Source organism: Nitrospira sp. (assembly GCA_029194535.1).
Classification (GTDB): Bacteria; Nitrospirota; Nitrospiria; order Nitrospirales; family Nitrospiraceae; genus Nitrospira_C.
In genome coordinates this window covers 1,668,548-1,690,932 of record JARFXR010000001.1, presented here as the reverse complement: position 1 = coordinate 1,690,932, position 22,385 = coordinate 1,668,548, and the positions used below count along the sequence as shown (strand labels likewise).

General features: G+C 54.5%; 18 protein-coding genes and 1 tRNA gene. 5 read left to right on the top strand and 14 right to left on the bottom strand.

Annotated elements, in window-relative coordinates; all coding sequences use genetic code 11:
* Window positions 1–91: 91 nt before the first annotated feature.
* Window positions 92–1,612, bottom strand: a complete 1,521-nt coding sequence (locus tag P0111_07645; protein ID MDF0643889.1) for an OmpA family protein — start codon at window positions 1,610–1,612, stop codon at window positions 92–94.
* A 468-nt stretch (window positions 1,613–2,080) separates the two neighbouring features.
* On the opposite strand from P0111_07645, the gene P0111_07640 reads away from it, so the two are divergent.
* From P0111_07640 to P0111_07630, 3 genes are all read left to right on the top strand, one after another.
* On the top strand, window positions 2,081–2,281 hold the full coding sequence (locus P0111_07640; GenBank protein ID MDF0643888.1) for a hypothetical protein: 201 nt from the start codon (window positions 2,081–2,083) through the stop codon (window positions 2,279–2,281).
* 28 nt (window positions 2,282–2,309) lie between these two features.
* A complete protein-coding gene (locus tag P0111_07635) occupies window positions 2,310–2,582 on the top strand; it encodes a hypothetical protein (protein ID MDF0643887.1) in 273 nt (90 codons plus the stop codon).
* Window positions 2,583–2,783: 201 nt separating this feature from the next.
* Window positions 2,784–2,877, top strand: a tRNA-Ser gene (locus P0111_07630).
* A gap of 966 nt (window positions 2,878–3,843) precedes the next feature.
* Here the strand turns inward: P0111_07630 and prsR are convergent.
* The 7 genes from prsR to P0111_07595 all read right to left on the bottom strand — a co-directional run bounded on the left by prsR (window position 3,844) and on the right by P0111_07595 (window position 13,230).
* Window positions 3,844–5,232, bottom strand: a complete 1,389-nt coding sequence (gene prsR / locus P0111_07625; protein MDF0643886.1) for a PEP-CTERM-box response regulator transcription factor — start codon at window positions 5,230–5,232, stop codon at window positions 3,844–3,846.
* Between the two features lie 19 nt (window positions 5,233–5,251).
* Window positions 5,252–7,360, bottom strand: a complete 2,109-nt coding sequence (gene prsK, locus P0111_07620; protein ID MDF0643885.1) for a PEP-CTERM system histidine kinase PrsK — start codon at window positions 7,358–7,360, stop codon at window positions 5,252–5,254.
* Window positions 7,361–7,458: 98 nt separating this feature from the next.
* Complete coding sequence (locus tag P0111_07615) at window positions 7,459–8,532, bottom strand: GNAT family N-acetyltransferase (protein ID MDF0643884.1); 1,074 nt, start codon at window positions 8,530–8,532, stop codon at window positions 7,459–7,461.
* Window positions 8,532–9,428, bottom strand: a complete 897-nt coding sequence (locus P0111_07610) for an exosortase/archaeosortase family protein (GenBank protein MDF0643883.1) — start codon at window positions 9,426–9,428, stop codon at window positions 8,532–8,534. Before P0111_07610 ends, P0111_07615 begins: the two co-directional genes overlap by 1 nt.
* 109 nt (window positions 9,429–9,537) lie before the next feature.
* Complete coding sequence (locus P0111_07605) at window positions 9,538–10,611, bottom strand: sugar transferase (GenBank protein ID MDF0643882.1); 1,074 nt, start codon at window positions 10,609–10,611, stop codon at window positions 9,538–9,540.
* An 82-nt stretch (window positions 10,612–10,693) separates the two neighbouring features.
* Window positions 10,694–11,695, bottom strand: a complete 1,002-nt coding sequence (locus tag P0111_07600) for a Gfo/Idh/MocA family oxidoreductase (protein ID MDF0643881.1) — start codon at window positions 11,693–11,695, stop codon at window positions 10,694–10,696.
* Window positions 11,696–12,300: 605 nt separating this feature from the next.
* Window positions 12,301–13,230, bottom strand: coding sequence for a hypothetical protein (locus P0111_07595; protein ID MDF0643880.1), 930 nt, complete (start codon window positions 13,228–13,230; stop codon window positions 12,301–12,303).
* A 765-nt stretch (window positions 13,231–13,995) separates the two neighbouring features.
* On the opposite strand from P0111_07595, the gene P0111_07590 reads away from it, so the two are divergent.
* The gene (locus P0111_07590; GenBank protein ID MDF0643879.1) at window positions 13,996–15,408 is read left to right on the top strand and encodes a hypothetical protein; all 1,413 of its coding nucleotides are present in this window, start codon (window positions 13,996–13,998) and stop codon (window positions 15,406–15,408) included.
* Between the two features lie 47 nt (window positions 15,409–15,455).
* On the opposite strand, the gene P0111_07585 is transcribed toward P0111_07590, so the two are convergent.
* The 6 genes from P0111_07585 to P0111_07560 form a co-directional block, all read right to left on the bottom strand.
* Window positions 15,456–15,758 (bottom strand): IS3 family transposase, encoded by a 303-nt coding sequence (locus tag P0111_07585; GenBank protein ID MDF0643878.1) that lies wholly within the window; start codon window positions 15,756–15,758, stop codon window positions 15,456–15,458.
* 166 nt (window positions 15,759–15,924) lie between these two features.
* On the bottom strand, window positions 15,925–17,073 hold the full coding sequence (locus P0111_07580; protein ID MDF0643877.1) for an O-antigen ligase family protein: 1,149 nt from the start codon (window positions 17,071–17,073) through the stop codon (window positions 15,925–15,927).
* A 241-nt stretch (window positions 17,074–17,314) separates the two neighbouring features.
* Window positions 17,315–18,739: an MBOAT family protein gene (locus tag P0111_07575; protein MDF0643876.1), complete on the bottom strand. Its 1,425-nt coding sequence runs from the start codon at window positions 18,737–18,739 to the stop codon at window positions 17,315–17,317.
* Window positions 18,736–19,755, bottom strand: a complete 1,020-nt coding sequence (locus P0111_07570) for a hypothetical protein (protein MDF0643875.1) — start codon at window positions 19,753–19,755, stop codon at window positions 18,736–18,738. Before P0111_07570 ends, P0111_07575 begins: the two co-directional genes overlap by 4 nt.
* Window positions 19,752–20,870, bottom strand: a complete 1,119-nt coding sequence (locus P0111_07565) for a Gfo/Idh/MocA family oxidoreductase (protein ID MDF0643874.1) — start codon at window positions 20,868–20,870, stop codon at window positions 19,752–19,754. Before P0111_07565 ends, P0111_07570 begins: the two co-directional genes overlap by 4 nt.
* Window positions 20,867–21,955: an NAD-dependent epimerase/dehydratase family protein gene (locus P0111_07560; protein ID MDF0643873.1), complete on the bottom strand. Its 1,089-nt coding sequence runs from the start codon at window positions 21,953–21,955 to the stop codon at window positions 20,867–20,869. The genes P0111_07565 and P0111_07560 overlap by 4 nt, the downstream gene beginning before the upstream one ends.
* Before the next feature lie 166 nt (window positions 21,956–22,121).
* Between P0111_07560 and P0111_07555 the strand changes: the two genes are divergently transcribed.
* Window positions 22,122–22,262, top strand: a complete 141-nt coding sequence (locus P0111_07555; GenBank protein ID MDF0643872.1) for a hypothetical protein — start codon at window positions 22,122–22,124, stop codon at window positions 22,260–22,262.
* The last annotated feature ends 123 nt before the right edge of the window (window positions 22,263–22,385 follow it).

Sequence of the window (22,385 nt, the reverse complement as noted above, 5' to 3'; positions counted from 1 at the left end):
GCCCACGTTCAAGGAGTTCGGGTCATGGTTCGACAGGCCTGTCCTGAGCCAGTCGAAGGGCTCACCACGAGCGAACTTCTGGGACGCAACACTAGGGTTTGATATCGCCGGCGATCGCGCTCAGGTTTTTCGGGAAGAGCACGATCTCGATCCGACGGTTTTCCGTGCGCCCTTCCTCAGCGGCATTGTCCGCCACCGGCCTGGTATCCGCAAAACCGACGGCCTCGAAGTTTTCCGCGCCGACCCCACCCTGCTCGATGAAATAGCGGACGACGTTGGTCGCCCGAGCCGTGGACAGCTCCCAATTGGTCGGGAACTTCTCCTTGAGCTTTCCGCCGATCCGGACGTTGTCCGTATGGCCTTCAATCCTGATCTCCTTATCGTGGACGTCCTTCAACACGTCCGCCACCTGCTTCAACACCTTCAATCCCTCTGGCTTCACCTGCGCCTGACCAGAATTGAACAGCACTTTTTCGACCATGTTGATGGTCAACCGGTCGCGGACTTGTTTGATCTTGATGTCGCCCCTGTCGATTTGCGCCTGCAGGGACTTGGTCAAATCCTCCTGCGTCTTCGTCAGCCGCTGAATTTCTGCTTCCTTCGCGACCCGTTCCTTCTCGAGTCTTGCCTTTTCCGCGGCCAGCGCATCCTTTTCCGCAGCCAAGGCTTCACCGCCCTGCGTCAGCCGCCCCACCTCAATATCCCGTTCGGACAACCGTTGTTCAAGATCCTTGGCTCGGCCGGCCTGACCTTCCAAATCACCTGCACGCTTCTGCAGGTCGGCAAGCTGTTGATCCAGATCCTTCGCGCGGCTCGCCTGGCTTTCTAGATCGCCCGCGTGCTTTTGCAGATCGGAGAGCTGCTTGTCCAGATCCTTGACACGGCTCGCCTGGCCTTCCAGATCGCCTGCGCGCTTCTGCAGATCGGCAAGCTGTTGATCCAGATCCTTGGCGCGGCTCGCCTGGCCTTCCAGATCGCCTGCGCGCTTCTGCAGATCGGCAAGCTGCTTGTCCAGATCCTTGGCGCGCGCGGCGTCCACTTCCAACTCTCCCATGTGTTTCTGGGCCTTGGCCAGTTCATCGGTGGCCCCCGTGGCCCGTGCGATCAGCATATCTTTGTCGCGTTGCAGCGACGCAACGGTCTCCTGCTCGGCCTTCAGCTTGTTCTCCAGATCCTGCTTGGTCGCGTCATGGTCATGCTGCAGATCGTTGAGCTTGCCCTGCAGCAGATCCCGTTCCCTCCGCAGCTCCCCGTTCAACCGCTCCATCCCCGTCGTTTCTGCGCGGATCTTCCTGACATCGTTTTCAAGCTCGCTCCGGCTGGCCAGGGTCGAATCCAGGCTGCCCTTCGTTTGATCGAGATCTCGCTTGAGCTGAGAACCAGCGCTTTGCGAGTGAAGCAGTTCGTCCGATAGCTTCGTCTTGTCCGCCTCCAGCGCCGAGATCTTCGCGTCGGATTCCTTCTTGAAAGCATCGAAGTCGGCCGTCGTTTTTGCCGAAGCCTTGCGCGCTTGATCCAGCTCAGCCAGTGTCTGATCATGGGTTCCCGAACTGACGCATCCGGTCGATACCAACAATCCGACGGAACACAGCATGAGGATGTTTCCGTTCATAGTCGCTCCTCCCGGTGAACGTTGGGCCTCTTATAGCGAGGCCCAAGAAGAATAGCAACATCGGGGGGAGACGCTTCGCCTCTATCTCATTGATGATCCGACATCTTTCCTTTTCACCGTCCTCATCGACTAGCTGGAGAGTCCGGAGAGAATCCAGGGTCCAAAGGCTAGGTTGCCTAGGTTTTTTACTATCTTGCCGCCGCTCAATCCAGGTTGCTTAAATGGAGAGGGCGAAGGTGCCTGCTTCGGTATGCCCACCCTGAAGCAGCAAGAGGTCTTTGCTCCCTCCTGAAGGACCTGCCTTCGCCCCGTATGGCTCCCTTGCTCTTTCTGCATCAAGCCGTCGGACGCCGATCCCTTCTTTAGTCCTGCTTCACCTACCTCCAAGGTATGTTCAACGGTCCCGCGCTGCCGCAATATCTCTCCATCGCCGTGACGACACCATCGGCAATGTCAGGGAGGATGCTCATGCAAAAACAACCGGGCAAGATCGGCGCGATACGACGGGAACTGCGAGGCAAGGCCTGTCCATGTTGCGGAAGCCGCACCTATCAACTCGTGCTCCGGAGCGATCTCCCCGCGCAGCCGGGAAAGTTGTTCGCCCGCTGCACGCAATGCCATCGCCCGAGAGGCATCGACGAAGATCTTGGACGTATCTTGTGGATGTGACTTTCACCCGCACCCAGGAGGAATGACCGTGAGCCTGTTCCTCACTCCGGTTCGATCGATCAAGCAGCGATTGGCCCGCCGCCGCCAGATGCGGATCGCCCTTCAGATGCTGGCCGTCAGCGGCGTGCTCCGGCCGGGCGGCAGCGAACTGCGATACGCGGTTCCCCTCAGCCGCAAACGACTCGGATCCGACGTCCATTCCCGTTCAGCTTCCGCCATTCCTGTGGCCCGACAAGCCTCGCCGGCGGGAGGATCCCGGCCCGCCGGGCCCGCGTCCTCGCTGGGTCGCATGACGTACTGAGGCTCGGCCGCCTGATTGAGGCAAATACAGGCCGGCGAGTGACGGAATTCTTCGCAACAGACGAGCCGGAACAGCGAACCGGCCAAGACGCTTGTACCTCCCACTCGCCTGAGGTATGATCACGCCTCGCTCGCCGGCAATCCGTGTCATTGAGTCGATCTCGACCAGACCGGGAACCCGCGTACAATCGGCAGTCTCGGAGGAGAGGTGGCCGAGTGGCCGAAGGCGGCGGTTTGCTAAACCGCTGTAGGGGCTAAAACCTCTACCGAGGGTTCAAATCCCTCCCTCTCCGCCAAACCAACCTTCGGTTGAGCCGTCGCCTCTTTATCGTCTTATCGGATTGATGGCGACGGATACGAACCTTCAGTGTGAAGGAGGGAATTGAACCGAGGGAGACGTGGGGGAAAAGTTCCCCCGCGTGGGGAGACTACGAGGGGTCCGCGACGCGAGGAATAACGAGCGTTAGGCCTGCGGACGCCGGCGAGATGGTGAGCCGGCCGGAACGTGGCCCCCTCTGTAGGAGCGCGAACGGCCGGTGAGCACGACATCAAATCTCCTCTCTCCGCCATTCATTCGACGCAGACGGTTCCACGCGCATTCTTTGTAAAAAAGCAAAGGGCCAACCTCCTTATCGAAGGTTGGCCCTTCTATTCCATTTGCTATACAGACTGTTTGGCTAGTCTTTCCGTGAAATCCGCCTCCAGATTCCAAGCCCAGCTAATCCAGCACCCAACAAGATCACGGATGCTGGTTCAGGTACGGATGCGCATCTCCGGCCACAAGGTCTGGGGGGTATGGGTCTGGGTCTAGGTCTAAAACGAAGAAGCTCAGTGCTCTCGGTGGTAATGCTAATGCTGGTGTTGCTTGTCACCTGACCCATCGCAAGATTCTCTGAGAATCCCATAGCGATGAGGATGGCACCGAAAAGCACAGAATGGATAAACCAACTTGTTTTCTTCACCCTTGCGATCCTTTCCTATCTGCTTCGTATCTTCCTACGCTCTGAGGCTGACTCCTGTCGTCATACCACGACCTCTGACCTTGGACGATGCATAGCTTGTGCTAGCCAAATGATTTATATAAGCATCGAAACTATTGTGACTTTTCCTCTGCTTTTCGGTCGAGTAAATTGCAAACTGTAAGGAGTCATTACATTCAGCTACTGGAGAATGGCGAAGCAAGAATTTACAGCAGTACTTTCAATTGGTTATAGAATTTTAAAACTGTAAAATACTTTTACATATCGAGAGCTTCATGACACTCATCTTTTTTCTAATCCATCGGTAGATCTGTGTAACCTTAACCCATACCGAGCAAGCAGCTGGTAGAGTGTGGGTCGGCTAATCCCCAATTCCACAGCCGCCTTCGACACGTTGCCCTCGGCCTTTTCCAGCGACAATCTCACCAGTTCCTTCTCGCGAAGGTCGCGCGTCACTCGGAGTCTCGTGGAATCCCTATCGACGGAGGAGAGGTCTTTCAATTCCAAATTCGCTGGGCTGACGTATTTCCCTTCCGCCATCACAACCGCGCGCCTAATCCTATTCTCCAGCTCTCGGACATTTCCCGGCCAATTGTGCGCAAGCATCGCTTCGATCGCTTCAGGTGTAAACCCTTTCAGTATTTTGTTTTGTGCCTCTGCAAACTTCTTCAAGAACGTTCGTGCGAGGAGCGTGATATCTGAACCCCGCGCCTTCAGACTAGGGACCGAGATGGACACCACACAAAGCCTGTAATACAGATCTTCCCTGAATCGACCGCCGTCGATCGCCGCTTGCAGATCAACGTTCGTCGCAGCGAGAACCCTGACATCGACCGAGACTGCGTCTTTCCCTCCCAGCCGCTGGATTTCATGCGCTTGCAAGAACCGGAGCAACTTGACCTGCAGATTCAGCGGAATATCCCCGATTTCATCCAGAAAAAGCGTGCCTCCCTGCGCAGATTCGATCCGGCCTTTTCGTTGCTGGACAGCTCCGGTAAACGCTCCTTTCTCATAGCCGAACAGTTCGCTCTCCAGCAGTGTCTCCGGAATTGCGCCGCAGTTGATGGCGACAAAGGGCGCCTCTTTGCGGCCGCTCAGTCGGTGAATCGCGCGAGCCACCAGCTCTTTCCCCGTCCCGCTCTCCCCGGTGATGAGAACCGGGACGTCAGACGGCCCAACGCGGCGGATGATGCCAAGTACATCTCGCAGAGGCTTGCTATTCCCCACGAGGCCTTCAAATTCAGTCCCGTCAGCCTGCCCTTTGAGAGTACGGTTCTCACACTCAAGATTGAAGAGATAGAGCGCACGTTGCAGGACCACCTTCAACACATCGAGCTGCATCGGCTTTTCAATAAAGTCGTACGCACCGCTTTCGATGGCGGCGACGGCCTTCGCTCTATCACTGTTGCCTGTGACAACGATCACTTTAGCCGCCGGATTCAGTCGCATCGTCTCACGCAGAATCGCCAGCCCTTCGGAGGCCCCGTCAACGTCGGGGGGCAATCCCAAATCCAGCAGCACCAGCGGCGGCATGGCCTGGCGAATCTGCGCGAGGGCAGCCGCACGATCCGATGCCGTCACCAGGTCGTAGTCCGATGCGAGGGCCCATTTCATCTGGTCGTGAATTGCTGCATCGTCGTCGACGAGAAGCAGCGCAGGTCGTGTTGGCATGGTTTGGAATTCTCCTGTCTCACGCTGGCAGAGACATGGCTGGATGAGGCAAGCCAGATTCCGCTCCATCGCCGGCCGATTGATGGGCGGGAAGCTCGATTCGCACATGGGTCCCCTTCCCGGCTTCGCTGCGCACCTGGATAGTCCCCCGGTGGGCTTGCACGATTTGCTTGCATTGGTACAGTCCAATTCCAAGCCCACCGGGGCGGACGGATTGCGACGGGCGGAACAGCGACTCGAGCATGACAGGAGGAATCCCGCCTCCCGTATCATCAACCGTGACGATGACCGAACCATTCTGCTGTGCCAATGCGACCGAGATCTGACCATCTCCCCCGATAGCCTGTTTCGCGTTCAGCACCACGTTGAGCAAGAGCTGGTGAATCTGATCTCGCACCGCCATGATCGGGGGAACCGGTGCGCCGGTGACCGCCAGCCGCACGGTAGGGTCCCGTTTCATCGGAGCGACGATGTCATTGAGCACAGCGGACAGGTCCACCGGTTCAGGCGTTGCAGCCTGGGACGACTGCACGGATCTGAGGGACAGTTTGCTCATCAGGGCCGCCATCTTGAAGGTGGTATCTTTGACGGTCCGCATCGCCGATTCTTGAAACGCGGGATCCCGGCCATGGCGTTCGGCATTCTGGGCGACCAACGACAGCCTCGCTGCCAAATTTTTCAGGTCGTGCACACAGAACAGGGCGAACCGGTGAAGGGCCTCCAATTCAGCGGACGCCTGCCGGTCCTCCGTCAAGGTCGCATGAGAGAGCAACATACCCACGTGATGAGCTATTCCACGCAACAAATCTTCATCGTCCGTGCCGTACAACACGCCGCGCAGTTGCGGGCCCAACGAGATAAAGGCGATGACTTGCCCCTGCGTGCGAATCGGGAAACAGAGCGCCACACCCGACGTCCGGAGAGGATCCGTAGGCACAAGGGAGTGGTTTCGGGTTCCAGTCGCTTGTGGTTCCACCCAGACCGCGCTATCCCGCAATGTGAGTGCTGTGACGATTGGATGAGATAGTTCGATCGGCTCCGGTTCAATCTTGCCGGTCATCGAGCGAACCCGACAAAATCGCTGATCAGCCTCGCGAAACGACCAGATGGAAACATCGGTGGCCGGGAAAGTCGTGATCAGCACATCCAACAAGCGGTCCATGATGGAATTCTTGTCGGCCGCCCCTTGAAACGCCTCGGTGGTTTGAAGCCACTGCATGCGGTAATCGTATTTCGATCGATGGAAATTTCTCGTCATGAACCGTCGAATCTCAGCGCGCACCGTCTTGGAGAACGCGGCAACCACCAACCCGACGATCGCCGTGAATGTCACGACCACACTGAGCCCGACACCCAGCGGTTGATTCGCTTCCCGCAGCCAGGTTCCCACAGCGCCGATTGTCAGGAGGTAGAGCCCGATGATGATAAAGGTCACCGACCCCACCAGAGCTTGGTGGGACACATACGCATGAACAAGCACCTCTCCAAGCCGGCTTCGCCAGAGCCCATGAGCGATCAGGCAGAGCGCCACGAACGTCACGATACTGGACACCACCACATGCTCCGCTTGCCAGACCGGGAACAGCAACACTTGGCCGGCCTGATAGATTTGATACCCTGCCAGCCCGCCCATCCCGATCACGATGAATTTCAGCTTGTGGCGGAACGGCTCACGGCTGGCTCGCAGGACCAGTTCCAATTGGGCCAACGCTAACGCCATCCCAACGACGATGAACACGTATGGGACACGTCCCCATGAGGTCAGAGACATCGCGCCCGGTTCGTCGTCAGCGACTTCCCACTGAAAGACGAAGCCGGTGATGGTGACGACCGCCATGACCACGCCCGCGATCCCGACTATGCGGGCACGCCAGACCGGCGAGAGATCCTTAGTTGATCCGACCGGAGTTAGGAAGGTAAGTCCGGCATACAGAACGGCAGCCGGCTGAAGAAGCCCGGCGGCCATGGCAACTTCTCGCCAGAACAGTGCGTGAGCCTCATCTACTAATCCGATTCCATCAGCAAGGTTTGCAACTGCAGCGAGGGCCAGGAGACCCGCAAGACTCCGATTAAAGACGCATCTTCGCCTCTGGACAAACAAGACCGTAGCCATCCCGGCTGCTGTCACTCCGGCAAGACTCGGGGCTATGACAAACCACACCAGGGAAGCCACGCTACACCTCTCACATCCTCAATCTCTATAATCTCTATGCCGGGCCATATCACTCAGCCGACATGTCGATACAAGAGCCGACCCACCAAGACCAGCATCTTGCGAGGAACGCGGGCACAAACGGCAGTTGCCAGACGCAGTTTCAGACGTTCCAAACCCGGTGACACCACATCGGCAGCACCACGCCGCTGGCTAAGAGGCACGCCGTGGGCACCCCAGCGCTCCTTGAACCTAATCAACCCCGGATTGTCGAGCTCCGAGCGACCAAGGTCCAGATCTTCTATCCCGGCCATTTTCGCTGCTTGGATGGCTTTCCACAAAAGCATCGGGGTCGCCCCCAGATGGTTAAACCGGGCATCGGAGCCGCCGTACTTGTAATACATCTTTTTCCCGTGATTCATGGTCAAGATTCCTGCAATGGGCTGTTCCCCCTTAAACGCAACCCGAATACAGACATTCTTTCCCATACAGGAGGCAAGGTTTTGAAACCACTCCAACGGCTGCGGCGGAAGATGTTTACGCGACCTCGACAGTACGATGAGATCATAAAATGAGCGTACTAGGCGTTCGTCCCTGCCATCCTCATACCTCAGTCCTTGGCGTTCCGCGTGACGAATTCTCCGCCTAATACAGCTTTTGTGGAATCCCTTATACAGGGCATCGAGGCTGGAGCGAAGGTCGAGCCGATGCCATCGAAAGACCTTGCACTCCCTAAGGCCACCCTCGACACCGATGAGGGCGCCGCTGGTCCGCACTTCGACATACTTCCACCGCTGTGTTTTTCGCAGCCTTTCGATATGAGTACAGAGCACCCGGAGTTGCTCGATGTTCTCGACAAGCGGTTCGCAGTGGTCCGTGAACGGCAGCGAGACCAATCTGCCGCGGGTCAGCCAACTTCGCGCCACACAAAACAGGAGGGCGTTCGTCAGCTTCTCAGATGGCGAAGAGGTCGTAAATGCGACCGGTTCATATCCATAAGTAGTGCGCAACGCATCAAGCCAACCGATCGTATGGAAGACGGAAGAGATCGGATGTCTATCGACGAATTCGGGCCACCGATTATCCCGAAGAGGGCTTATCGTCCACACACGACCCCGTTCCAAGACCATCGCGTCCCCGCTCCGCATCAGGTTCGCTCACGCTGCTCCAACTTACGCAGCAGCCAGACAACACAAAAGAGTACTGAGAGCGACAAGACAAAGAGGGGAATGCCGCCATTGCGATGAAGCGCGCTGTCGGTAATAAAGGCGGGGTCGACATAGTTCGCCAGCAGCGCCAAGCCGACGATTCGGAAGGCATTCTTCACGATCGCCAGGGGAACAACCATCGACACGAGTCCAATTTTTCCCCAGGTGCATCTAAGAAACAGATGGCCCGCGACCAGACTGGTAATGAACAACGAGAGAGCCGATCGGATGCCGCTACATTCTTCCGCCACATAGATCGTGAAGTCCGACAGACTGAACACGAACCCCTCCCGGACCACAGGGATGCCGAGCAACCAGAAGAGAACCTGAGTCGCTTCCGCCGAACTACGCTGCAGAAACCCGATAACCGCATCCAGGAGCATAGTGGGAAAGGGAACCATGAAGAGGAGCATCACCAGCGCAAACAACTCCGTTCGAAAGCATCCCGCTCCAAAACTGAAGAGAAACAGGCCCCAGCACATCACCACAAAGGCTAAAATCGCCACAGCTAGTCGATCGGGCGTCCAGTCTTGCCCATCGGCGACCCAGTAGCAGACGCCGCCACCTGCCATCACCAATGTGCCGACCGCCGGAGTCCATGCGCGGGAAGTCAGTATGGCGGTTCGATTCATAAGCAACAGACAGGTTGTCAGCGCCGGAATCAACAACACATGGGAAAAATGCTCGTTGTCCCAGGCAAGGACGGAGAGCGCCACGAGCGGCGCCCAAAACCACGCGCACAGACCAACCAACAACAGGAGCGCAAGGACATTCCGCTGACCCGGGCGCCAGGGCAAGGTGTGACTCGGCAGCCCGAGATCAGGAAGAGCAACCATGGAGGTCGTGTATCCTAAATCGGTTCTGCTATTGTCCGAACGAGGCTTTGTCATGGACGAGTACATGTGACGTTGTCATGTCGGAGGTCTCCGCGAAGACGCCTGCATCTCAACAGGCCCCCTTGCCGGTGATCATTGCAGCCGGTGTCGCCAGCAGGATTTTGGTGTCGCACCACAGGGACATCGTCCTGGCATACCGTAAGTCGAGGCGCACCATCTCATCGAACGTCGTGCGGCTTCGGCCAACCACCTGCCAGAGACCGGTCATGCCCGGCACGGCCTCTAACACGCGACCTCGGTGCCATGGCTTATACCGTTGCAGTTCGTACGGGAGCGGCGGCCGTGGCCCCACGAGAGACATGTCGCCGATCAGCACATTCCAGAGTTGAGGCAGTTCATCCAGACTCGTCCTTCGGAGAAACCAGCCGATGGGGGTGATCCTCGTATCATTCGTGAGCTTGAAGATGACCGGCTTCTCTTGCGACGGCGCCTTGTCGCTGGCGGTGATGAACCAGCTCACATAGTCGTGGTGTACCTGATGATCCGCGGTGGCATACATTGTTCGGAACTTATACATGGTGAAGGGCCTCATCAGATGCCCGATCCGTATCTGCCTGAATAGGACCGGCCCTGGTGAGGACAGTTTGATAAGGACGGCAAGGAGGATTAACACTGGGAACATGAAGAGTAACAACAGGGTACAGATCACAATATCCATGCCCCGCTTGAAGACTCGAAAATTCAGGACCGCAGACTGATCCACTGAGAGTTCCGGATACAGCAGCGGATCCATGGAGGGTACCTGCTCCTCCGTTGATGTGGCAGGATCCGGGTACACACGCAACCGGATCGAGAGGTGTTGCGCAAGCTCCTCGTGACCTTGAAGCCTGATCGCACTCCGGACCGTACTTTCGAGGCGATCGCAGATGCAGGCCTGGTCGGCTGAGGCGATCTCGGGCACGATCAGGCCGATGATCGACGATGGCTCAAACCAACCGAGAATATCGAACTCCGACGTGGCCGTCGACAAGGCCTTTGCCACGACGTCGGCGTGAGCCATGGCCTGCTTGCCCGACATGGTTGGAAGGCCGACCAAGAGCAGCACCATTGTCAGCCCGGAACGATCTGCACGTTTCCGCTCGCGCGTGACCGACTGTTTGAAGAGCCGCTCGTCAAGCAGCATTGGGCATTGTCCCGTCACGTAAACCTTCCCATCGCATCGGCATATCGGCGGTTGTACTAGAAGCGCTCATGAATAGTGTGGGCTAAGCCAACATAATCTCCCTGTGCTGGTTGAGCGATTGCTCTGCCGCCTCGAGAATGCGTACGACACGCAGCCCCGCCAGTCCATCGTTGATCGGCTTTGTCCCATTCATGACACAGTCCAAGAAATATCGTGCTTCCACCCTCAGCGCTTCGGCCTCTTCGATTTTAGGCGCATACATATCGCCGGTCCTATAGCTGACCAAGGCCGCATGCTTTCCTGATTCATTCTTGACGTCGGCGCCCTTATCGTAGATGCGAAGCTTTTCCGCCAGGTCGAGGTCATTCCAGACCAGCATTCGCTTTTGGCCGCCGACGAGCGTCGTGCGCACTTTCACAGGAGAGAGCCAATTCACGTTGATGTGCGCAAGCACATTGTCGGGGAAATACACCGTGAGGTAGGCGATGTTTTCGAGATTGTTCACGTGGGCACCGCCGGTAGCCACGACCAGCTCGGGCTCAAGCCCGATCAAATAATCCATAATCGACAGGTCATGCGGCGCCAGATCCCAGAGCACGTTCACATCGTGCTGAAAGAGTCCCAGATTCACACGCGTCGAATCGTAGTAGTACAGCCGACCCAACGTGTCCGCATCAATGAGTTGCTTGATCTTGCGGACGGCTCCAGTAAAGAGGAAGGTATGGTCTACCATGATCTGGAGCCCACGACGATCCGCCAGTTCGATCAAGTCCTCGGCTTCAGCGGAGGTTGCGGTAAAAGGTTTTTCCACAAATACATGTTTTCCATTCTCAAGCGCTTTGGTAGCCAATTCGTAGTGGTAGGACACCGGCGTCACGATCGCCACCGCGTCGATGTCCGGCGCGAGAAGCACAGCATCCGGGTCAGTCGTCACACCGACACCGGGATGTGCCGCCAACGCACGCGTCAAGGCAGCGGGAGACCTGTCGCAAACCGTGACGACCTTGCAATCGTGATGTCCGATAAAATTCCGTACCACGTTCGGACCCCAATACCCATAGCCGATCACACCGAGGCTTAGCATAACGACACTCCTTGAAAGAGGTTAGCGGACCTGTCCTTGGGACCGAGAAAACGGAACGAGAGGGTCGGTTCCGTTTGATGCTGAGAGCCGATCGTGCTCGAGCAGATGTGTCTGAAGGGAGTCGCCGTTCGTCAACATGAGGCCGCCACGGAACCTGTCCTCCAGGCGGCGCTTCACGCTATCGCGCCCATCTCTGGGCGAACCTGGCCGTACCGTCGTCAACAAGAGCCCAATGGTCCGGCCGTGCCGATACCACCCGATGTAATCAGTGTCACGAACGCTCATAGCCAACAGCGAGATCGCCTTCCCGGAAAGTTCCGATCCTAATGGCACGACTAGTCCTTGTGCGTTTGTGCGAGAGACGAGCAGGATCTGGCAGAGGTGACCCGATCGCTCGGAACGCTTCCACTCTCGGTGGACGAGATCTCGATATACCGTTTCAGAATAGATGCCTGCAGAAGAGCAGGACTTGTTGCCCCTCATCAGACCAAGCACAAACGCGAGGAGATTTTCTGAACCCATGAGCATGTCGTCAGAAGATGATATCGCCCTAGGAATAGGGCGTTTGCGAAGGACGGGATGCGCTCGTCGCTGGGCCGGCGCCCTCAACCGAGTTTGCGGTGAACTAGCGAAGGTGCGAAGTGCGAAGCGAACGCCGCCACCTCGCGGGGCAGGGCGTACCAACAGGTATCCCCGTAGTGGGTAACGACGTACTTGAGAAGACCTTCATACAGATCGGCGGAATATTCCGAGGAATTCGGTTTGCCGTCAAAAGACATGTAGTCAGGATGGATAATCGCCAAAGCCATGCCGCCGTGCAAAGCGATCCAATCAAGTTTCTTCGTCCATAGGTCGATCGTCCTTTCTTTCAGGAGTACGAACAACGTGAAATCCTGCGGAAGCGTATAGGGGAGTTCGAGATAGCCTCTCGAGCCGTTGCGTTGAATCCAGAAGGGAAAAATCGTCCCGACTCCATCCGGTTGCGGCTCGAACGGGTCGGTATCGAATGTGGAGGCATCGTAGAGTAGATCGAGTTTTTCAAGCCAATCGAGGTTGTGAAACATGTAGCCAGACCGGAACCCCGATGCCCCCCACATTTTGAGATACTGATTGATTTTCGGAGCTTGAGCCTCAAAGTGCCGCGGTGAACGATACAGCGACCCATCGTGATACAAATCATGGACACCGACTTCAAAGCCTTCGTGTTCGAGAAAAGCCCGGAACGTGTCGGAAACTCGGTACTCTCCTTCCGGAACGAAGTTGAACGCTGCGCGAATCCCCAACGCTTTGTCGAGATCGGCCAGCTTCCGGCAGCGCGCCAACCCACGCGCTCCCTCGACGTCATGTGTCACGACGAAGGCGAATTGCTTGCCGTTCGGCCATCCGGGCCAACCCTCCGGCGGTCGAGCTGCAGGCGATGAAATAGGCCAGGAACCGCTGACTTGTTTCCGCAGATGATTGGCGATCAGGCGTCGTGCTCGTATTCTAATGGCCCACGGGATAGCAGGCTTTAGAAGATAGTATGCCTTCGTCATGGCGGTTTAGTCTTGTCCCCTGTTCCAACCGAATCTTCGTCAAGACAAGGCTGAACTAGCATCCTGTCATTGATGTGCGTGGAATATGTTGTGCCTCGCCGGTGTCCTCAGGTATCGAAGGCAGGACACCATTGAGCGGGATGCCCGACACCCCCCTCGTGCGGTGATGACGTCCTTGGTCTTCAACTGTAAAGGTCCTGTCCGTCGCATCCGTCCACGGTGGCATCCCGCATGACCAAGCTGAGACGGCCAGAGCCTCGGATCATGAGCCGATCACAGGAGCTACGCGAGGGGCTCCAGGCTCAGACGTGTCATACCGACGAAGACAATTCAGTCACGCGAGTAGTTGACACGCAATTTGCCACAGTCTGTGTATAGGATGTGGCATACACTGCAGGGGTCACAGGCGCATAAGTTAACCGGTTTATTCAGAAGGGGAAAATGAAAATAGTTCATTATTATTCCATGCGTTAACTCGCCATTTGCAAATATCCACCTCCTAGTCTCGACAGGCATGCAGATTGCTTATTTCGTATGACCGAAAGTATCTACATCATTATGGTCTTGGCCGCGCAGATATCATGGCTAGACTCAGTGACGATATACTTTATGTTCTCAAGACGAGCGGTGCCCTGGAGCACCGATTTGCCGAATTCGTAAGCATTTTCTCCCAACCGAGGCACTGACTCCATCGTGTGTAACCTCGGTTGTTAAGGGACGATTCTTGATATTTGATAATGGATTCAGGGTTAAAGGGAGGTGAGCATGCGACGACTGTATGTGACGTTCGCTGTAATCTTCGGGCTCTGGGCGGGTCCAACATGGGCCGCCTGTAGCGGCTCGACCCCGACGTGGGTGAGCACGCCGGATCTTGCATCGGTCCGTTCATGCGTGTCCTCCGCCTCCCGTGGCGATACCATTAATGTCACTGCCGGGGATGGCGCGGAAACCTGGGGCAGTACATTGTCCCTCACCAAGGGTGTGCTCCTCATCGGCCCAGGCCGAGATAGGCTGACCGTCACCATCGCCAACACCGGCATTTCCATCGCCCCCGACGCCACGGCGATCAACAACGAAGAAACCATCAAAGTATCTGGCTTTACGTTTGACGGCAACAATATTTCATCGGAGATAATTCACGTTACTGGTGCGGGGGCGAGTTCCAGTAAACCCTTTAAGAAGCTCGTGCTCATGGACAATCGATTCAAAGACCCCTCGCAGTCCAGTAGTTCGGTCATCTATCAGACTGGTCAAGTGCGAGGCGTGGTCGCCAATAATCTCTTCGATCGCCCCCGAATCCTGCTCCGCTGTTTTGGAAATGACAACAAGATTGAGCATTCCAGCGGCACTTTTCCCCGGACCTACGGGAGCGGCGACAATCTCTACTACGAGGATAATACGATTCAATGGCCCACGCCAGGCTCCACCGATGGCTTTCCTGGCTGGGTCGAATGTGGGCAGGGCGGGCGTGTCGTAATGCGATACAACACTTGGGCGATGAAAAACGCAGCCGGCCAAGATGAAATTTGGGATGTCCACGGCTTCCAAAATTGGCCGAGTGGACAGACCGGCACGATGGTCGTCGAATATTACGGCAACACTATCACGAATAAGGCGGGCTATCGCACCTTGTTTCATCGTGGAGGCTGGGGGTTATACCACAACAACGTGATGACCGGGCTGAGTGGGTCTGGGGCGAACGTCTCCAACCACGATGCGGGCTGTAACAAATCCGTCGACAGCACCTGGCCGCTGCCCTACATCCAGACTGACAACACCTACTGGTGGAACTTCACGAACAACGGATCGAATGTCGATCTCACACCTTATCCCGCCGCGGATAACTACAACTCGAATTGTCCGCCCGTGGAAAATGTGAATTGGTGGAAGTATAACCCGAGCTGCACCTCCTCGGCCTGTACCGCAGGAATAGGGCGTGGGATCACGGCTCCCACAGGTACGTGTACAACAGGGGTGGGATACTGGGTGGCGAGCACTCCCACGCCGACGGTTGATCCCAGCGTTATTCAAAATGGAGCATTCTACAAATGTACGTCTACGAACTCATGGACACTGTACTACAGGCCGTATGCCTACCCTCATCCGTTGCGGAGTGGAAGCGGGAGCGGAACGGATACAGCTCCTCCTCAACCTCCCGTTGGATTAAGAATTTTGTAACTGCCCAGCCAGAGCTATCGACACCATGCACCTAATCGATTATCCGCTTAACTAAAATGGCCGAGCGCCAAGTGGCGGCGCTGTCGCTTACAGAACGCTTCGAGGCATTCAAAGATCTCTTGTCTGGCCTCTTCCCGCGTCCGGTACTGGCGGTGATGAATCAGTTCCCGTTTCACGATGCCGAAGAAACTGTCCACGCAGGCGTTGTCTGACCAATTCCACTTCTGCGATATGTTGACGGTGATTCCCGCCGTTGTGAGCGCCTCTTGGTAAGCGATGGCTGCACACTGTTTCCCGCGATCCGAATTATCGAGCAGGCTTGGGTTCGGTTGCCGTCGGCGCAGCGCCATCTGTAAGGCCCCTGCTGCGTCAACTCGCCCGTGCTCCGGGCCCGATAACCCAGCGCACCACGGCTCGTGACTAGAGATCCAGTAGAACGACTAAATAGAGACAGCCTTCCATCGTCCAGACTTACTGAGATCCCAGATTTCCACACCAAAAGACGATACCTCCCTGTCACATGCAGAATCGATTTCTGTCTGTAGCCAAGGATTGCCGCGAACACACGACCGCCAAAAGAGCCATAATAGGCCAAAGATTGCCGACTGACTGTAGGAAACTAGCCTCAGTGTTGTTATAGAGCATCGACATCACTAGGAAACATATTCCAAAAACCCCCCATTCTGATGCATGACTTAGTTCTCTCCCAACTTTGCCGCAGTAGGCCAGAATAAACAGTGCAAGCAACACAATTCCTGTGATCCCAAGCTCAACGTAAACGGCCAGATAACCATTGTGAGATTGAGCCAGAATGAATTGAGGGCTGAAAAGTTCTTCCAACTCCTGATTCCCTGGTGCCCAGAATCCTCCGTAACCAACTCCGAATATGGGGCTTTGGGACGCAAAATCAAGGAGGGGGCGCCAAATGTCTGTGCGACCGGTCAAAGTTGTATCACGCCCCAATATAGAAGCAGATATTTCCACCAATGAGTCAAAGAGGAGTAGGTACAGCGATACGAAGACCACCGTGATAGCTTTCAGCTGCCTCCCAACATACCTGGCAAGAGCTTGCATGCGATACAGCACCAACATTACAACAGTACTGACAACTACTATACTGACGGATGTCGCGCTGAAGGATACGCCTGGCCCCCAAAGCATGATGATCGTCATGATCAGTACAAAAGCGTCGGCTAAGTTTTGAGGGCTGATTTTGAAGAGAGTTCCTGCTCGCCATTCTCGCAGAAGCGCCCAAATCATAAACAATGCAGAAATGGCGCACAACGGTCCGAGACTGCTCTTGTGCAACGTAACCCCAGTCCACATTTCTATCCCGCTATAACGGCCATAGGCGCGCCCATAGAAGGGAAAGTAATGAATGAGCATAAGGGAAAATGGAATCAGTATATACGCCGAGCGACGAAGAACGCTCTCCAGGGCTTGGAATGGCATCCGTTCACTCAGAACGACCAAAGCCATGAGAATATCTCCCGCAGATCTCACCCATCTCTTGAAGGACACAAATGGGATATCCGACCATAAAATGCTGAGACCCGTATATAGGACCAAGACGGCAAGCCAAAGATTATCTTTCAATATTCCAGACCAATCGATCTTTCTCCTGAAAATGATAAACAGCATGAGAACAATAAAGATGCCGAGCACTAATCGGTCAAGCGGACTGCCTCCTCCCTCGCCACCTAGCGTGTCTAGCGGCCTGGTCTCAAACCATCTCTCAATTGGCCTTGACCCACTGATTAGCACCCACAGCGTCGGTACCCAAACAGCGAGTGAGACCGCTGAATTTTGTTTGCGTTCAATGCGCAGCAATACTATTACCAGCGCTATGCAAAGTATGAGCGCAACAGAAGGAGGCATAGCATCACGGCTCCCAAAAACTACTGAACTAAAACTGAAAGTAAATAAACGGCACGGATTCCGTGGCGCCAAGACAAACGATTAGGATCGCTAGAGTAGAATAACTGGCTACACGAGCCATGATCGACCTTTGAGGAAGCTCTTGTGCCCAGTTGCGATCCTTATGCACTAGCAAGTGTGTGAGGAATACAGCGACTAGGGCAGGAAATATATAGGGCGACACAAACCGAATACCGTCAAGATTCCACATCGCAAGCCGGCTGAGGTATTCGATGGCAGACGGCCAGGATTGCGCTCGAAAGAACACCCATCCCACAAGCACTACACCGAGGGTCAACACACGCGAGAACACCACCCACCCAAACCGGAAAGCCGGACGATTCTCTACTGAAGCAAGCGGAGCCCATGCTTTCCATGCCTTATGAATCGCAAGCGAGACGCCGTGAAGGCCTCCCCAGAACACAAAATTCCAACTGGCACCATGCCACAATCCGCATAGGAGCATCGTAATCAATAAATTTGCAAAAGTTCGCCCTATGCCTATGCGATTCCCTCCTAAAGAGACGTAGCAGTAATCACGAAACCACGTAGAAAGGGAGATGTGCCAACGCCGCCAGAACTCGGTGATATTCACAGAGCTGTAAGGCATCTGAAAGTTCTCCATAAATCGGAAGCCCAACATACGAGCAGCACCAATTGCCATGTCCGAGTAGCCTGAAAAATCACAGTATATCTGGATGGCATAACCCAATAATCCTTGAAGCAGAGTGAATCCGTCATAATTGCCTGGCGATGCAAAGATCATATCGACATGCGGCGCGATTCGGTCGGAAATCACCAGTTTCTTGATCGCTCCCACAGCGAACTGAGCAAGTCCTGTTTCAAAATCTATTGCAGCGAAACGAATGTGCCGCCCAAATTGCGGAAGCAAATTGACGGCTCGATTAATTGGTCCGGCTAGAAGTTGCGGGAAAAACGCGGAGAAAAGGAGAAAATCCCGCAGACTGTGACAGGGCTGAATGTTTCGTCTGTAGGTTTCGATTGTATATGTCATGCTTTGAAACGTAAAAAATGAAATGCCTACCGGGAGTATTATTTCGTAGTGCCAATGAGATGCCCTAACGCCAAGCGAAGTTACTCCCAACCAAATGTTATCCAGCACAAAATTTGTATATTTGAAGTATCCGAGGACCCCGAGGTTTGCCACAATGGATACTAGTAATAGTAGTTTGCGTCTTCCCTGGTCCTCAACTCGCCCCAACCCCACTCCGACCAAGAAGTCGACCGTCGAGGTTAAGAGAATCAAGGCTGCATAGGGAATACTCCAACTCATGTAGAAGAAGTAACTGGATAGCAGCAGAAACCACTTATCTACCGTAAAGCTATGGATACAGCTTCGTACAGAAATCACCACTGCAAAAAACACGACAAATTCGAAGGACGTAAAAATCATTGACGGCTCTTCACCGCCACAAGTTGACGCAGGAATTCCTCTGTTGCAATTTGCTGGCCGAAGGGATTCATATGCACGAGGTCCCAGAAGTACTCATTTGAGTTCAACTTATTCAACTGATCCAGACGAATCCACTGCACATTCGGAAAGCTGTGTTGGGCGTCAACCAACGCTTGTTCGAATTCACGCGTTACCTCCAAAGTCATAAACTCCTTGACATACGCAGGAGAAACCGGGAGCATCACCACAACCCCGCTGCTCTGCTCCTGCGCTTGTCGCAGCATCCGCGAAAAAGCCAACCGCTTTGGCCCGTTGAACCCCTGCATGCCTTGAGAGGCGCTACGCATTCCAACGAGTCGTCGAGCCATCATGCTGGGCGACCAATTGCTGATTTTTGCTCTCTTAAACTCCGGGGTAGAAGCAGTTTCATTGAATGACAATGTGGGACCTGCTTCGGACTCCAAGGGGACAAATGACTTTGCATACCTTTCGAACTTCTCACGAACCCCTCCAATCACGCCGAAGGAGCGTCCGACCGAAGGGAAAAGTGTCCTAAGATAATTCTGCGGGTACATACTGAGCACGCGCTTCCAGAAAGACCATTCAGAGTTGCTTTCCCGAAGGTCTTTCAGCGTTTGCCCAAAAGGGACCACCTCGGCTCGGAAATCCGACAGGAAGTATTCATTCAGATCATATGGTGACACCACGATGATGATCAGCTTAGCGCCCGTCACCGAATCCTGAAAGTGCTCCCACTCTCCGGGCGAAGACCCTGCAATCCCCCACCCACCAACTGTCAGATTAAGTTCGTCTGCGATCCGCCCCCAGGAAAGCCCATCCCCTGCGAGAGAAGACCCTGCCACAAACACGGAAGTTCTACCCTCGCCTTGCCCGAGCACCCAGTAGCCACTAGGGGTCGTCTCAATCCTCAGCCATGCGGTTATACCGTGGCTTACAACTGCGGTTAGCGCGATCACCGTGACTAGGATGATCGCTAACTGTAACCCGCGGTTCATACGTACTCTGGCGCTACAGACCGATTTGGAGCTTGTTCGTTCTTTATCTGTGCGAATATGTCGTCCATGATCCTTGCTGTGACGATAATTTCCCTATACGATAGCGGCAAAGGTTTATTGTTGACTATCGAACTATAGAACCCTGCTATTAAAGTTTTCATGCCCGCATCAAACGGCAGGTGGAAATCGTTGTGCAGAAATTTATTAACGTTTTGACCCCAATTCCCAAGGTACTGCCTTGCATAGTCGAGTGGTGGGAGAAAATACCTTGCAAAACTCTTGTACTCACGGTCCTTCACCGTGATGACAATTTGATGATCATCGTCAACAATCAACGAATGTTTTGGCCCATACAATCGCAATTGATGGAGCGCGGGCCGGATTTGCGAAGAGAATGTGAAGTAGGCAGTTGTTGAGTCCTCATCCTTAATGATTACCCTCACTTCATCGACAATATCCCCTTGTCCAATGTTTTTGAGGAATGGACTGCTAAAACCATGGGCTATTACCAGAGGCCTCTCGCTCCGTATGAATTCCGCTATCTTGCTGATGCCGTGGCTGATGATATTTTGCAATAATGATCCCGGAAGCTTCCTGACCCAGTGTCCACTGTCGCCCAAGAAAGCCTTGGCATAGCTCATATCACCCAAATCGTAACAATAGATGCTTTCCATGTGAATTGGTTTATCACCCAAGTAGCCCTTCCTCACCAGCTCCCGCATTCGCACCATGGCATGAGTGAATTGAGCGTTGTGCCCGGCGGTCAGCTTGAGTCCTTTCTGAGTTGCAATGCTTACTAGTTCTTCAGCCTCCGCCGCATTCAAGGTAAACGGCTTTTCAATATATACGTGACATCCGGCTTGTAGACACATCTTTCCCAACTGAAAGTGACTTTGCGGAGGTGTCGTAATATGAACAACCTCTACACCCCTGCCCTCAAGCATTTCCTTCACGTTCATGAAGTATTTCTTGGCCTTAACTCGTTCATACATCTGAATCGCCATTAATGGTTCGCTATCGCACACCGCCACGATTTCCGCGCCTCGGATCCTTTGGATTTGGGTTGCGTGCTGATCAGCCACTTTGCCACAACCGATGATGCCGACTTTGATCATTTTCGGTTCACCACGTCTCGAGCGTACGCGTAAAATCTGTCTAACCCCTCGGCCATCTTTACCCTTGGACGCCACCCTAGCAACGTCTTCGCCTTTTCGTTGGAGTAGGTGTTGCCTTTAAAATAGGCTGCACACGTTCTCGGGTTAAATACTGGAGGCAATTGGCCCTCTGACCACTCCGAGTAGTTTTTCCATATATAGTTGAAGAAGTAGAACAACGCGTACGGAATGGGTAATGACGGAAAACGACGAACCTGCTTCTTGTAGAGACGGAGAAACGTCCAACTCTGTGGGAGATCGTCATCGACAATATTGAATACCTCCCCTTCGATTCCTTTTCTTAATCCAGCCAAGACAATTGCCTCGGCGCAATTATCAACGTAGGTAAAGGGCATCCTGTTGAACAATCCGAGATGTAGGAACACACCAAAGGTATCAATCCCCACCCTACCAGGGATTTTGGGCTTTCCTGGACCGAATGTAAGGCCAGGACGAACAATCACATATGACAGGTTCCTTCTTCGTGCATAGTCTAGGACCACCTCATCCTGCTTGGCCTTGCCATACGCGTAAGGGTCGAACCTCTCCATTAACTCAGAGTCTATCTCGCACGACTCGTCCAACAAACCACCCCGCCGGATATGCTGATTGGAATACACAGCAAGCGAGCTGACATTCACGAACCGTTTTAGGGAATTCCTTTCCGTCAACGCATCGAGCAGGTTCCTCGTCGTTACAGCAGAATTCAAGACACATCCGGGGAAACTCTTGTCTATACCGGCTGCAAGGTGATATACGACAGAAACTCCTTTTGCTGCCCTTTTACACGTATCAGGGGACAGCAAATTTCCCCTTACAATCTCAAGGCGATCAGCGCTGAAATTCTTCATGACTTCATCAAGCAATCCGGCACCTGTTGTTGGCCTCGTCAGACATCGGACTCGTCTGAATCCATACAATAGCAGCGTACGAACAACGCGCGAACCAATAAATCCATTCGCCCCAGTTACAAGCACTGGCTCGTTGGGTTTCACGATAAATTCAGCACGATCCTCAGGTGAGATCCTCACATCGAAATCATTCATGTTCACTGAACTCATAATTTCTGCACCCCAAGCTCCTCGAACTTCAGTTCAAGAGCGAGGAGACTCCGGAAAGTCAGAGGGGGATCCGGTAATTCGGGCAGCGTGATAATTGGGAGCCGGGCCTCACCGAAGCCACCGCGTGGTGGCGAACCAGAGGAGCGAGGCAATGAAGCGATGGAGATGGAATCACCGAGCGTCCTTCAAGGCGCAGGTGGCGTCGACCGTGGTCAAAGGCGACAGTACGCTGGTCGAATTGGCCGACCAGTTCAATGTGCATCCCACCCAGATCACCGATCCGAAGCAGTAATTGATGGCCCGAGCCAGGGACGCAATTGGTGAGACGAAGGCGCCACCGGACACGCCCGATCTCAAAACGCTTCACGCGAAGATCGGCCAAACGGCGAGGAAAAATGATTATATAGGTCCCCTC